This is a genomic window from Rhizobium sullae (genome assembly GCF_025200715.1).
Taxonomy (GTDB): Bacteria; Pseudomonadota; Alphaproteobacteria; order Rhizobiales; family Rhizobiaceae; genus Rhizobium; species Rhizobium sullae.
Genome location: NZ_CP104143.1, coordinates 3023722 through 3037006 on the forward strand (window position 1 = coordinate 3023722; position 13285 = coordinate 3037006).

Annotated in this window: 10 protein-coding genes and 2 pseudogenes; 5 read left to right on the forward strand and 7 right to left on the reverse strand. The window is 59.2% G+C overall.

Features of this window, described 5'->3' with window-relative positions; all coding sequences use genetic code 11:
- Nucleotides 1–6: 6 nt before the first annotated feature.
- Nucleotides 7–1533: a sugar ABC transporter ATP-binding protein gene (locus N2599_RS15290; RefSeq protein ID WP_027507939.1), complete on the reverse strand. Its 1527-nt coding sequence runs from the start codon at nt 1531–1533 to the stop codon at nt 7–9.
- A 167-nt stretch (nt 1534–1700) separates the two neighbouring features.
- Here N2599_RS15290 and N2599_RS15295 point away from each other — a divergent pair, with 167 nt between their 5' ends.
- Nucleotides 1701–2732, forward strand: coding sequence for a LacI family DNA-binding transcriptional regulator (locus N2599_RS15295; protein WP_027507938.1), 1032 nt, complete (start codon nt 1701–1703; stop codon nt 2730–2732).
- 47 nt (nt 2733–2779) lie between these two features.
- Here the strand turns inward: N2599_RS15295 and xylA are convergent, their stop codons facing one another.
- The 5 genes from xylA to N2599_RS15320 all read right to left on the reverse strand — a co-directional run bounded on the left by xylA (nt 2780) and on the right by N2599_RS15320 (nt 9735).
- On the reverse strand, nt 2780–4090 hold the full coding sequence (gene xylA / locus N2599_RS15300; RefSeq protein WP_027507937.1) for a xylose isomerase: 1311 nt from the start codon (nt 4088–4090) through the stop codon (nt 2780–2782).
- Nucleotides 4091–4270: 180 nt separating this feature from the next.
- Nucleotides 4271–5725 (reverse strand): xylulokinase, encoded by a 1455-nt coding sequence (gene xylB / locus N2599_RS15305; RefSeq protein WP_027507936.1) that lies wholly within the window; start codon nt 5723–5725, stop codon nt 4271–4273.
- Between the two features lie 16 nt (nt 5726–5741).
- Nucleotides 5742–6767, reverse strand: a complete 1026-nt coding sequence (locus tag N2599_RS15310; protein ID WP_027507935.1) for a LacI family DNA-binding transcriptional regulator — start codon at nt 6765–6767, stop codon at nt 5742–5744.
- A 132-nt stretch (nt 6768–6899) separates the two neighbouring features.
- A complete protein-coding gene (locus tag N2599_RS15315) occupies nt 6900–8486 on the reverse strand; it encodes a DHA2 family efflux MFS transporter permease subunit (RefSeq protein WP_027507934.1) in 1587 nt (528 codons plus the stop codon).
- Between the two features lie 22 nt (nt 8487–8508).
- On the reverse strand, nt 8509–9735 hold the full coding sequence (locus N2599_RS15320) for an HlyD family secretion protein (RefSeq protein WP_027507933.1): 1227 nt from the start codon (nt 9733–9735) through the stop codon (nt 8509–8511).
- 155 nt (nt 9736–9890) lie between these two features.
- On the opposite strand from N2599_RS15320, the gene N2599_RS15325 reads away from it, so the two are divergent.
- The 3 genes and pseudogenes from N2599_RS15325 to N2599_RS15335 all read left to right on the forward strand — a co-directional run bounded on the left by N2599_RS15325 (nt 9891) and on the right by N2599_RS15335 (nt 11882).
- Nucleotides 9891–10568, forward strand: a complete 678-nt coding sequence (locus tag N2599_RS15325) for a TetR/AcrR family transcriptional regulator (protein WP_027507932.1) — start codon at nt 9891–9893, stop codon at nt 10566–10568.
- Between the two features lie 64 nt (nt 10569–10632).
- Nucleotides 10633–11030, forward strand: a pseudogene (locus tag N2599_RS15330) (GyrI-like domain-containing protein); the annotation flags it as partial.
- Nucleotides 11031–11132: 102 nt separating this feature from the next.
- Nucleotides 11133–11882, forward strand: a complete 750-nt coding sequence (locus N2599_RS15335) for a TerC family protein (protein ID WP_027507930.1) — start codon at nt 11133–11135, stop codon at nt 11880–11882.
- Between the two features lie 45 nt (nt 11883–11927).
- Here N2599_RS15335 and N2599_RS15340 read toward each other — a convergent pair.
- Nucleotides 11928–12282 (reverse strand): annotated as a pseudogene (locus N2599_RS15340) (hypothetical protein).
- A 145-nt stretch (nt 12283–12427) separates the two neighbouring features.
- On the opposite strand from N2599_RS15340, the gene N2599_RS15345 reads away from it, so the two are divergent.
- Complete coding sequence (locus N2599_RS15345) at nt 12428–13183, forward strand: bestrophin-like domain (RefSeq protein ID WP_027507929.1); 756 nt, start codon at nt 12428–12430, stop codon at nt 13181–13183.
- Nucleotides 13184–13285: the final 102 nt, after the last annotated feature.

The following is a 13285-nucleotide window of genomic DNA, read 5'->3' on the forward strand; positions in this document are numbered from 1 at the left end:
ACCTGGTCAGGCAGCAATCTTCTTTTTCAATCCCGCCGCGTAGCGCATGATTTCCTGTTCGGAGATTTCATCACCCTCCAGAATGCCAACGACCCGCCCTTCGCGCATCACGGCAATACGCGTGCAAAGTCCGATCACCTCCGGCATCTCCGAAGAGACCACGATGATCGAATGGCCATCACGGGCCAGAGCCGAAATGAAATGGTAGATCTGCTGCTTGGTGCCGACATCGATGCCGCGGGTCGGCTCGTCTATGATGATGATCTGCGGCTCGATCTCCATGACTTTGGCCAGAAGCAATTTCTGCTGGTTGCCACCGGACATGCGGCCGGCAACGATGTTGCCGTCCCTGACACGAATGTCGAAGCGGCGGCGCGCTCTCGCCATCGCAGAGGCTTCACTCGCGGCGCTCAGATAGCCAAACCGGCCATGCTTGTCCAAGGATTGCAGCGTAAGATTGGCGATCATGCCGGAATTGAGAAGCAGTCCCTTAGATTTGCGGTCCTTGGTCATATAGGCCAAGCCCGCGCGGTTTGCGGCATGAACATCGTGCGCGGGCACGGACTGCCCGTTGACCGTGACTTCGCCAGCCGAGCGCGAGCGCAGACCCATGATCGCCTCCATAAGCTCGGTGCGGCCGGAGCCAATCAAGCCGGAAAAGCCGAAGATCTCGCCCCTCCGGACCTCGAAACTCGCATCACGGACATAGTGGGTCGATACGGACTTGACGCTGAGAACAATCACTTCGTCGACATTGGGCTCATGCTTGGCAGGATATAGGCTGGAGAGTTCGCGCCCGACCATCAATTGGGCGATCGATTCACCGTCTAGGATGGAGGTGGGCGAGGTCTTCACCCATTGGCCATCGCGCAGCACGGTGACCCGGTCCGTCAGCTCCATGACTTCGTCAAGCTTGTGGGAAACGAAAACGAAACTCGTTCCCTTGTCGCGAAGCTTGCGCACCTGTTTGAACAGGCTGTTGATCTCCTCGCGAGAGAGCACGGCGGTCGGCTCGTCCATGAACACGATCCGCGCATTGCGGCTGATCGCCTTGGCGATCTCCACCATCTGCTTGTCTGCGATCGAGAGCGTGCTGATCTGCGCATTCACGTCGACATGCGAGCCGAGAAGATCGAGGACACGCCGCGCTTCAGCACGCATATACTTGCGGTCGAGGACGCCCAAACGCGTGACCTCGCGGCCGAGAAACAGGCTCTCGGTGACGGTCAGATGTTCGGCGAGATTGAATTCCTGATGGATGATGACGATGCCGAGCGCTTCGGCGGCACCATTGGGCGGCAGCTTCACCGGCTTGCCGTCGAGCAGGATTTCGCCGGAGCTTGGCTCTTCGAAACCGGAAAGGATCTTGACGAGGGTGGATTTGCCGGCACCGTTTTCGCCCATCAGCGCATGGATTTCGCCGGCGCGAAGATCGAAATTGACGCTGAAAAGGACCTGCACGCCGCTGAACGACTTGCTAATTCGCCTTGCGGACAGCACCACCGCGCCGTCGTCGACGGTCTCCGGACCCATTATTCCCTCCATACGGCTCCCGTCCGCTGACGGATTGTGTAAACCTTTACATTGCCCATGTAAAGGTTTACATCATAGCCTACACGGCAATTTTTCAGCGTCGCCTTTGACCTTCGGGGAAGTCTGTGTAGTGTCCCGGGTCAAGACGAGACCCAAGGCAGAGCGCAGTGTCGAATTCCAGCCCCGCAACAATCGAAGATGTCGCCCGAATTGCCGAGGTTTCGATTGCAACGGTCTCCCGCGCAATCCATATGCCTGAGAAAGTCGCGAACTCGACGCGCCTCAAAGTCAATCAGGCAATCGCCATCACCGGCTACACAACGAATGCGATGGCGCGCAGCCTGCGGCTCGGGCGCTCGAACATGATTCTTGTCGTCGCGCCTGACATCGGCGATCCGAATTTCTCCAACATCTTGATCGGACTGGAGAATGAGGCGCGCGCACATGGCTACGGCATCCTTATCGGCCATACGCAGAATGATGCGCAACGCGGCCTCGAATATCTGAAATTCCTGAATTCCAACCAAGCGGCCGGGCTGATCCTCTTCACCGGCATCCTGCCCTTCGGCCATCAGACGATGACGGCGCGCCTGCCGCCCAGCGTTGGCGTATTCGAGCCGGTCTTCAACGGTGGTATTCCCTATGTCGGCGTCGACGATACCGCCGGAGCCCGCAAGGCAGTTGATCTGCTGATTGCTGAGGGCCACCAGAAGATCGCCTTCATCGGCGATTCGCGCACCCGCCTGGCCTATAGCCGACGGCGCATGGGTTATGACGCGGGACTGGATGCCGCAGGCATCGGTGCCGATCTTCGAATTGTCTTCGAAGGTGACGGCACGATCGAAAGCGGACGACTGGCGGTCGAACAACTTTTCATGCGCGATACCCTGCCGACGGCCTTCATGTGCGTCAACGATCAGACAGCGATCGGCGTGATGATAGGCCTCGGTGCGCGCGGCTACGATATTCCACGGGATTTTTCCGTGACCGGCTTCGACGACGTGCCGCAGGCGGTCTTCATATCGCCATCGCTGACGACGATCCGCCAGCCACGCACAGCCATCGGCAAGCATGCCATGGCGCTCCTGCTCGAACTCCTGTCAGACGGCCAGCCAGCCGAGACCGAAATCCTGCTCAGACCCGATCTGGTGGTCCGCAACTCGGTCTCCGCGCCCTCGCGCAACTGGACGTGGAAGTAGGACAGATGGCGGCGGCAGCCAATGAAAGCTGCCGCCGGCCGCATCGCTCAAACGTAGCGGTTGACGACGTTTTCCAGCAGTTCCTGCTTTCCGGACTTCGGTTGCGGATTGATGTCTTTGCTCTCGACCCAACCGGCGATCTGCTCCAGCGAGTATTCGCCGCGCAGCAGCTTTTGGCCTTCGGCGGTGTTCCAGCCGGCGTAACGGTCTTCGAGCGGCTTGGAGAGAGCCTTGTCCTCGATCATTTTGGCCGCCGCCTTGAGACCGCGGGCGCAGCAATCCATGCCGCCGATGTGGCCGATCAGCAAGTCTTCCGGATCGAGCGACTGGCGGCGGAGCTTGGAGTCGAAGTTCGTGCCGCCGGTCTTGAAGCCGCCGCCTGCCAGGACGTGGTAGTAGGCGAGCGCCATTTCCGGAACGTTGTTCGGGAACTGGTCAGTATCCCAGCCGGACTGGTAATCGTTGCGGTTCATGTCGATCGAGCCGAAGATGCCGAGCGCGTTGGCAAGCGCCAGCTCGTGCTCGAAGGAATGGCCGGCGAGGATCGCATGGCCCTGCTCGATGTTGACCTTCACTTCGTTTTCGAGGCCGTTCTTCTTCAGGAAGCCGTAAACCGTCGCAACATCGTAGTCGTACTGGTGCTTGGTCGGCTCCTGCGGCTTCGGCTCGATGAGGATCGTGCCCTTGAAGCCGATCTTGTGCTTGTATTCGACGACGAGGTTGAGGAAGCGGCCGAGCTGGTCGAGTTCGCGCTTGAGATCAGTGTTCAGCAGCGTCTCATAGCCTTCGCGGCCGCCCCATAGAACGTAGTTTTCGCCGCCGAGCTTCTGCGTCGCATCCATGCAGGTCTTCACCGTCGCAGCCGAAAATGCAAAGACATCCGGATCCGGATTGGTCGCAGCCCCGGACATGAAGCGGCGGTTGGAGAAGAGATTCGCTGTGCCCCAGAGCAGCTTGACGCCGGACGCCACCTGCTTCTCGGCGAAGTAGTCGACGATCTCGTTGAGGTTCTTCGTGTTCTCCGCAAAGTTCTTGCCTTCCGGACGCACGTCGGCGTCATGGAAGCAATAGAACGGCGTTCCGAGCAGTTGGAAGAATTCGAAAGCGACGTCGGCCTTTAGCTTCGCAGCCTTCATCGTGTCTTCGAACCACGGACGCAGGAAGGTCTGGCCGCCGAAGGGGTCGCCACCCGGCCAGGTGAAAGTGTGCCAGTAGGCAACCGCGAAGCGCAGATGGTCTTCCATGCGCTTGCCCATGACAATTTCGTCGGGCTGGTAGTGGCGGAAGGCCAGCGGATTGGTGCTATCCGGCCCTTCATATTTCACTTTCTGGATGTCGCCGAAAAATCCGGTGCTCATGGTTTTGTCTCCTTGGGTTTCAAATTGTTGTTCTGCCAGACGGCCCCCTCGTCCGCCTGCCGGCACCTTCTCCCAGTTGGGAGAAGAGACCCGCTGCAACATCGCGCCTCTTTCGAAGCCGGTTCTGCGAGGCTCCCCCTCTCCCCTCGGGGAGAGGGTAGTGTGAGGGGGCTATCCGAACTAATGCACCAGCGACTTGATCGCCGGATAAAGCGCCCGGTAGCGTCTGTAGGCATCCTCATACGTACCGCTCAAAGCCGCGACCGGCTCGATCGTTCCTGCCGTCTTTGGCGGCGTGCATACGGCAACCGGATCGGCACGTGTGGCCGCGATCAGGCCGAGGCGGGCGGCACCGAAGGCCGCGCCGAAATCGCCGTCCGCCGGCAGGTCTACCGGGACGCCAAGCGCCGTTGCGATCGACGCCAGCCAGTAGCGCGAGCGTGAACCGCCACCGATGGCGGTAACGCGGGAAATATCCGTGCCTGCCGAACGCAGGGCTTCAAGATTGTCGCGGATGGCGAAGGACACGCCTTCGAGCACCGCCTGCGTCAGCACCACCCGGCTGCTTTCATGCTCAAGGCCGATGAAGGCGCCGCGTATGACGGCATCATTGTGCGGCGTGCGCTCGCCTGAAAGATAAGGAAGAAAGGTGACGCCGGATGGTGCCTTCAGCGCCTCGCCGAGTTCGTTCGTGAGGTCTGCGGCGGATTTGCCGGTGACGTTCGAATGCCAGTTCAAAGCATCGGTGGCCGAGAGAATGACGCCCATCTGATGCCAGGTGTTCGGCAATGCGTGGCAGAAGGCATGGACCGCACTCTCTGGCTTCGGCAGATAGGCGGAATTCGCCGCGAAGAGAACGCCGGAGGTGCCGAGCGAGACGAACGCCGCCCCATGACTGACCGTGCCCATGCCGCAGGCAGATGCCGCATTGTCCCCTGCCCCGCCGGCAACGACGACATCGCCCGCAATGCCCCACTTGGCGGCAAGTTCGCCGCGTAGTTTGCCGGCCTGCTCAGTCCCTTCGACCAGCTTAGGCATCTGGTTCTCGTCGAGACCCGTCGCGGCCAGAAGCTCCGGCGACCATTTGCGCTTGCCAGTGTCGAGCCATGACGTGCCTGCCGAGTCCGACATTTCCGACATGTGCTCACCGGTCAGCCAGAGCCGCAAATAGTCCTTCGGCAGCAGCACCCAGCGTACCTTGGCGAAGACTTCCGGCTCATTTTTGGCGATCCAGGCAAGCTTCGGCGCGGTGAAGCCGGGAAAGACGATGTTACCGGTGAGCCTACGGAACCTCGGATCCGCATCCAGCGCGGCAGCCTCAACGTGAGAACGCGTATCGTTCCAGAGAATGCAGGGACGAAGCACCTTGTCATCGGCGTCGAGCAGCGTCGCGCCGTGCATCTGGCCGGAAAGGCCAACACCCTTGACGGCCGCAAATTCCTTCGGATGTTTGCCCTTCAGGCCCGCTACTGCCTCCTCCGTCGCACGAATCCAATGCGACGGTTCTTGTTCCGACCAGCCGGAATGCGGACGCGAAACCTCAAGCGAACCATTCGCCGAACCGATGATCTTCTGATTGCCGTCGATGAGCATCGCCTTGACGCCCGAGGTTCCGAGATCGAGACCCAGATACATGTCATTCTCCTTGCCGTTACGGCAGATTGTCTTTCAGGAATATGTCGAGGCGGATGCGCTCTTGCGCATCGATGACGGCAAGCCCGTCGGCCTTTGCTTTAAGAACACGGATTGCACTGCGCACCTCGTGGCCGGCGTTCTGATTGAGGATTGCATCGATCGTGCCGTCGATGAGGGCCGCGCGTGTATGGACGGTCAACTCATGGGCAACGACCGTCAAATTGCGGCATGATGCTTTCGCCTTCAGCGCTCTGATAAGGCCACGGTTGCCGGCGCCCAAGCTGTAGACGCCAATCACCCGCTCGTGCTTGGCCAAGGCATCGGCGACCAGCATATGCGCCAGTTCGGGATCGTCGCGGCCTTCGAGGACCGGCAGGACGGAAAGCTTTGGAAATTCCTGCGCCATCAACGCGGCGAAGCCTTCCAGCCGCTCGCGATGGTCGCGCACCAGCATGGAACCCGCAAGCACTGCCACCTCGCCCTCGGCATCGCCAAGAAAGCGTCCGAGAAGACGCGCTGCGGTTCTTCCGGCGGCGATATTGTCGATACCCGCATAGTGATGTCGGCGGGATCCTGTGAGGTCCGAAACCAGCGTGACGACAGGAATGCCGACGGCTACCAGCTTGTCGACCGCGGCGACCACTTCCGGTGCATCGATGGCGACGAGCGCGATCCCGGCCGGACGTTCATCGGCAAGTTTTTCGAGTGCCGCGACCAAAGCAGCGGGATCGAAGGCGGCAACTTCAACCGTCCTGATGCTTGTCCTCTCGGCCGGCGAGCGGATCATCGCTTCGCGGATTTCGGCGTTGAGGCCGTGCATGAAGGAATTGTCGGAGGCAGGCAGGATAAAACCCAGCGGATAAGTGCGGCCCTTGGCAAGATTGGCGGCAGCGACATCGCGGACATAACCGATCTGGCGGATTGCCGTTTCCACCTTCTCGCGCGTGATGCGGCGGACACCGGGGCGCTGGTTCAGCACGCGATCGACGGTCGCGAGACTGACCCCTGCCGCAGCGGCAATATCATGAACTGTAGGCCTCATCGCTCCTCCTGATGAAACCATTAACTCCAAATCTGATGTACGTAAATCAAATTTTTTGGCAGTTGCCAAACGCACATAAAAAGGCCGGCATTGGTTCTTCCAAGCCGGCCGTAATTTCATGTCTTTGAACGCTCAGTGGCCTCCGCCGCCACCGCCCTGAGGTGCCGGCTTCTTGATCATCACGACGCCGAGGATCATGGCCATGAAAAGTACGGTCAGGATCAGGAATACGTCACTGAAGGAGAGGATGATCGCCTGTTTGGTGGCAAGCCCGACCATCTGCTTGATGGCAACCGACGCCCCGTCCATGCCATAGGAATTGAAGTTGGCAGTCAGGTTGTTGATCTGGTCGACCGCGGCCGGATTTCCCCAGTCAATGTTTTCGCGCAGGCGCTCATAGTGCACGTCCTGCCGATTGGTCAGCACCGTATTGATCACCGCAAGGCCGACAGCCCCGCCGAGGTTACGAGTCAGGTTGAACAGTCCGGACGCACCACGGATACGTGAAGGCGGCATCGTGCCGAGCGCGATGTTGTTGATTGGCACCATGCACATCATCAACCCGAAGCCGCGCAGGATCTGCGGGATGAGGAGCTCGTAGAAGTCCCAGTCATCCGTCAGATGTGTCATGATGAAGGTACCGGCCGCGAAGCTGGTAAAGCCGATTGCCATCATCAGGCGCAGGTCCATCTTTGTCGACAACCGGCCAGCGATCGGTGCGGTGAGGAACATCGCAAGCCCAGACACGAACATGGTCTCGCCGATCATCAGCGAATCGTAGCCGCGGATGCGCCCCAGATAGACCGGGTAGATATAGGTGAGGCCGTATAGCCCGATCCCCATGACGAATGAGAACACGGAACCGAAGGAGAAATTCCTGTTGGTAAAGGCCCTGAGGTCGACGACGGGAAAGTCCACGGTGAAGGCGCGATAGAAGAAGATGATCGCGCCTGCCGCGGAAGCCACAGCACCGGCGACGATATAGTCATCGTTGAACCAGTCGTTCGAACTGCCTTCCTCCAGCACGTATTCCAGTGCGCCGAGGAAGATGCCCATGGAGAGGAGCCCCCACCAGTCGAATTTCCTGAAGAGCGACAGTTCCGGTTTGTCGAAATCGATGAAATTCCAGGTGACGGTCGCCACCACAATGCCGGGAATGACGTTGACGAGAAACAGCCAGTGCCACGAGAAGGCGTGACTGAGATAACCGCCGACGGTCGGGCCGATCGTCGGCGCAAGCGTGGCGATCAGGCCGATGATCGGCGAGACGATGCTGCGCTTCGACGGCGGGAAGATGGTGAAGGCTGCCGCAAAGACCGATGGGATCATGCCGCCACCGATAAAGCCCTGGATGGCCCGGTAGACTATCATCTGGTCGATGTTCGTTGCCGTTGCGCAGAGCACGCTCGACAGCGTGAAGCCGGCAGCTGAGATCGCGAAAAGGTAGCGTGTCGAGATGATGCGCGCGAGAGTGCCCGACAGCGGAATCATGATGACTTCCGCAATCAGGTAGGACGTCTGCACCCAGCCGATCTCATCCGAGCCGGCGGAAAGGCCGGCCTGAATTTCCGCGAGCGATGCAGAGACGATCTGGATGTCGAGGATCGACATGAACATGCCAAGCACCATCGCAAAGAACGCGATGAGCTTGCGCGGGTCCATTCGCTCTTCGGCACCAGCGCCCGGAATGGCTCCTGCTGTAGCGGTGGTGGTAGCCATTGGCCCTACTCCGGCTGGCTGGTCACTTTGCTGCCTGCTCTGCAGCGGGCGCCGTGCGGGTATCGACATCGACGACGACGCTCAGACCGGCGCGCAGACGGCCGCTGTTAAGCGCATCCTGAGACAGGGCAATGCGGACCGGGACGCGCTGTATGATCTTGGTGAAATTGCCCGTCGCATTCTCCGGCGGCAGCAGCGAGAAGACCGAGCCGGAAGCCGGCGAAATCGACTCCACGGTGCCAACGATCGGATGATCGTCGTAGGCATCGACATGCACGTTGACTCTCGAGCCTGGAACCAGGTGCTGGATCTGCGTTTCCTTGAAATTGGCGTCGATATAGAGTTGGCGCACTGGAACGAGCGCCATCAGACGCTGCCCCGGCGAAACGAGGTCGCCTTCCTGAACCGAACGGTTGCCGACGACGCCATCATAAGGCGCCTTGAGGACAGTGAAGGAGAGGTCACGGGCAGCCTTGTCCCGCTGGAGTTCGAGCGTGCGGACCGAACCTTCGGCTTCCTTGCGCTGCGCATCGAGAATGGCGATGTTGGCTTCCGATGACTTGATGCTGGCATCTCCGCCGATGAGATTGGCCTTGGCCTGGTCGAGAGCGATGTTGGCGTTGTCGAGATCGGCTGTCGTGCCGACCGCTTTCGCCTGAAGCTCCGACTGCCGCTTTTGAGTGATCTCGGCGCCGCGAACCGCTGCCTCGAGAGCGACCTTGGAAGCCTGCGCTTGCGCAAGCGCCGCCTTGGCGCCCTCGATCTGCGCGTCGATACGGCTCAGCGACAGCTTTTCAGTCGCGATCTGGGCTTCGGCCTGTTCGAGCGCATTCTGATAATCGCCATTGTCGAGCGTGGCGAGCACGTCACCGGCCTTCACCTGCTGGTTGGCGAAGACGTTCACCTTGGCGACATAGCCGGTGACCTTCGGCGAGATCGTTGCGATATCGCCTTCAATATAGGCGTCATCGGTCGAGACCATGAAGCGGCCGTTCGTCCACCATTCGTAGCCGTACCATGCACCGCCTGCGAAGAGGGCAAGCGCAATGACCGGCAGCGCCAGGCTGCGGCGCTTCTTCTTTTCCTCGACCTTGCCATCAGGCATCGTCTCAACGCTCTGCACCTGCGGAGCGCCGCGAGCCTCCGCGGTGGGGGCGTCCGCGGAGGCTACGGCTTCCGGCTTGGCCGCTTCGGCCTCGGCGGAATCGCTAACAATGCGTGCAACATTGGTTTTCTGACTGGACGACATGAACAGATACCGGGTAAACGAGTGATAATGATCGAACTGAACGGTTCGGTTCAGTTGACATAGAGCCTTTTTAAAGCCATATCAAGTCACATCGAACCGCGCGGTTCGATTTTTGCTAAAGAATCTTCGCGAGTGCGAACGTGGTTAAGGAGACAATGACAGAGGTTTTCAAAGATTCCGTCTTAGAAGCCCCGGCTGCGAGCGGCCGATGGGCGGCGGGAGAGGATCCGGCAAAGCGCAAACAGATCCTCGAAGGTGCCAAGCGCGTCTTCATGAAACTCGGTTTCGATGCCGCGAGCATGAACGACGTGACGCGCGAGGCAGGTGTTTCAAAAGGAACGCTCTACGTCTACTTCGCGAACAAGGAAGAACTTTTTACCGCGATGATGGAGACCGAGCGCGCCGCCTTTGTCGCCAGCGTGCGTGCGGCTCTCAATGCAAATCCTGACCCGGATACGGCTCTTTATGATTTCGGCATGACCTTCGTCCGGCACACGACCGAAGAAAAGGTCATCAATGCTATACGCACCGTCATCGGGGTGCGCGACCGCATGCCGCACCTCTGTCAACGCTTCTTCACCGGCCCCGAGAACATCCGGACCGTCCTCACCGACTATCTGAAGACGCAGGTCGCCGCCGGGCATTTTGTGATCGAGGATGTCGAACTCGCGGCGCGCCAGTTCCTGGAACTTTGCGGCGGAGGCTTCTTCAAGCTACGCCTCTTGGGCGACATGGCGGGTCCTCCCTCCGAAGAAGAGATGAGCCGTATCATCCGCGGCGCGATCCGCGTTTTCCTTGCGGCTTACGGCACTCACCAGAACCGGTCGGCCTAAACGTCTTCGATTTCGCCCGGCGTCGCACTAAAATCCAGCATTAGCGATCAAGCCCTGCCACCCGGGCGGCAATACCGCGATTCCCTCGCTTTGGCAGAAGTTAAATACCTATTTCGGCGGCAATATTCCCGGCCAGCGCGGTATCGCCGCCTATGGCATCTGCACGCATATCGAAGGAGAAGCCGAGAAGTTCCGCTATGTGGCAGGTGCCGAAGTCACAGACACGGGCGACCCGCGGGAGGGTTCTACTACGCAGGTGCCAAGTCAGCGCTACGCTGTCGTCACCCATCGCGGTCACGTTTCCGCTATTCCGGCAACGATGCATCATATCTTGGGATTTGGCTCCCCTCCTCGGGTCTGCAGCACGCCGAGATGCCGGACATGTTCAGGCGTTACGGCGAGCATTTTGATCCCCATATCGGCATGGGCGTCACGGAAGTCTGGATACGGGTGAGGGAATAAAAGCCTTCCCGCTTTCGTATATCCCCCTGCGCGCTTGTTTCTTGGCGCCTTCACCTTAAATTGCGGTGCGTCAGATTCGATGGCGCGAGGAAAAATATCGATATGCAAGATATCATGATGCTTGTTCAGGATCCGGCAGCCTGGGTGGCTCTGGTGACCCTGGTTGTCATGGAAGTCGTTCTCGGTATCGACAACCTGATCTTCATTTCCATTCTCACCAATAAGTTGCCGGTCGAGCATCGTGACAAGGCCCGCAAGGTGGGCATCAGCCTCGCGCTCGTCATGCGTCTTGCATTGCTTGGCACCGTGGCTTGGATCGTCCAGCTCACCACGCCTGTTTTCGAGGCTTTCGGTCACGGCTTCTCGTGGAAGGACATGATTCTGATTGCCGGCGGGTTGTTCCTCGTATGGAAGGCCACCAAGGAAATCCACCACAGTGTCGATCCGGAGGATCACAACGAGGATTTCATCGCGAGTTCGGCGACGACGGGATTTGCGGCGGCGATCGGCCAGATCCTGCTACTCGATCTTGTTTTCTCGGTGGACAGCATCATCACCGCTGTCGGCATGACGCCGCACCTGCCGATCATGATCATCGCGGTCATCTCAGCGGTGACAGTAATGCTGTTTGCAGCAGCGCCGCTTGCGAATTTCATCGAGAAGAACCCAACGATCGTCATGCTGGCGCTCGCCTTCCTTTTGATGATTGGCACGACGCTGATCGCCGATGGCATGGGTTTCCATGTGCCGAAGGGCTATGTCTATGCCGCCATGGCCTTCTCGGCGCTGGTCGAAATCTTGAATATGTTCGCGAGAAACGCCCGAATGCGGAAGAAGGCCGGCGGGCATTGACGAAATTGAAGCGGGGCGCGGCAACACCGCGCCCTTTGCTTTTGTTCAGCCAGCCCTGACGAGTTTCCCGTCGATCGCCGACACCAGCCGCTGATCCTCTGCCGTGATATCCGGCGCGAAGCGGGCGACGACCTTCCCACTGCGGCCAGCGGTGGTCAGACGCTGATAGAGCGGGTGTGTATCTTCGCCCTTGGCCGGGAAGGCCGCGATGACGAAGCCGCGCTCGCGCTTGTCTTCACAGCGCTTTTCGAGGCCGTCATTTTTCGAGGCCGTCATATTGTTTGGTCAAGCCGCATTTCAAGGCAACGTTGACGACCAGCATCACCTTGCCGCGATAGTTGCTCAGCGTCGTTTCACGGCCATCGGCCAACTTTGCCGATACGTTCAAAAGATCAGTCATAGCCATTCTCCAGCTCGAATCCCGAAGCGAAAACGATACCCGCACCTTCGTTTGTCCAGCGGGTTGATGGTCCGCATAGTGGGCAAATCATCTCAAAGCAGCTAGTTTGCATGCGAAGGACAGCGCATTCTATGGGGGAAGAACCGTGCGGGAAGTGCTTGTAGCGGCCTTGGTTTTCGCCTGCCTCGTGATCGCTTCGCTCGGAACGATGCTGGGCTATTCGAAGTTGCCTGTACATCACCGCCAGGATGAAACCAACACTGTCGTCCGGCTGGTCGCCAATATTTTCGTTGTGATGACCTCCCTCGTATTCGGGCTGATGATCAACTCGGCGAAGAACACATTCGAAGCACTTGACAACAACGTTCATTCCTTCGCTACGGAGATCATTCTTCTCGATCGAACGTTGCGCACCTATGGCCTCGAAGCTCATGACGCCCGACAAAGTCTTGTTGCCTATGTCGAAAAAGCATTGACCAATACGGCGCGTATCGACGGCTCGCTCGTCAGAAGCGATCGGGCGTCGGAACTAGCCCTAAACGGCGTAGGCGATAGTTTGTCGGTGATCAGTCCTATCGATGCCGGTCATGTCGCTCTGTGGGATAACGCACGCCAGCAATATCAGAAGATCGTCGAGCAGCGATGGGTCATCGTCGAGCAGTCGGAAGGGGTCATCCCCCTACCTATCATCTGCATGCTCGCTGCCTGGCTTACCCTGATCTTTGCGAGCTTCGGCTACCGGGCACCCAAGAATATCATTGTTGCCGCAATGTTCGTCATGTCTGCGCTGCTTATTTCGGCCTCGCTGTATCTCGTCCTGGATATGGACATCCCCTTTGCGGGATTGATCCAGATTTCCGATGCACCACTTCAGCGGGCACTTGCCGAAATAAAGAGCTAGGAAGGTGGCAGGAACATTGATCGCGCCGCCGCATTGATAAGCCACGCAAGCGTCACATTTACTGTCCGACGGCGGATCTTCTTCCGCCGATCGGTCCGAGTC

Excerpts from the sequence above, each read along its gene's own strand:
- N2599_RS15290 (WP_027507939.1), bottom strand. The coding sequence starts at position 1,533 with ATGGGTCCGGAGACCGTCGACGACGGCGCGGTGGTGCTGTCCGCAAGG.
- xylA (WP_027507937.1), bottom strand. The coding sequence starts at position 4,090 with ATGAGCACCGGATTTTTCGGCGACATCCAGAAAGTGAAATATGAAGGG.
- xylB (WP_027507936.1), bottom strand. The coding sequence starts at position 5,725 with ATGTATCTGGGTCTCGATCTCGGAACCTCGGGCGTCAAGGCGATGCTC.
- N2599_RS15310 (WP_027507935.1), bottom strand. The coding sequence starts at position 6,767 with ATGAGGCCTACAGTTCATGATATTGCCGCTGCGGCAGGGGTCAGTCTC.
- N2599_RS15315 (WP_027507934.1), bottom strand. The coding sequence starts at position 8,486 with ATGGCTACCACCACCGCTACAGCAGGAGCCATTCCGGGCGCTGGTGCC.
- N2599_RS15320 (WP_027507933.1), bottom strand. The coding sequence starts at position 9,735 with ATGTCGTCCAGTCAGAAAACCAATGTTGCACGCATTGTTAGCGATTCC.
- N2599_RS15325 (WP_027507932.1), top strand. The coding sequence starts at position 9,891 with ATGACAGAGGTTTTCAAAGATTCCGTCTTAGAAGCCCCGGCTGCGAGC.
- N2599_RS15335 (WP_027507930.1), top strand. The coding sequence starts at position 11,133 with ATGCAAGATATCATGATGCTTGTTCAGGATCCGGCAGCCTGGGTGGCT.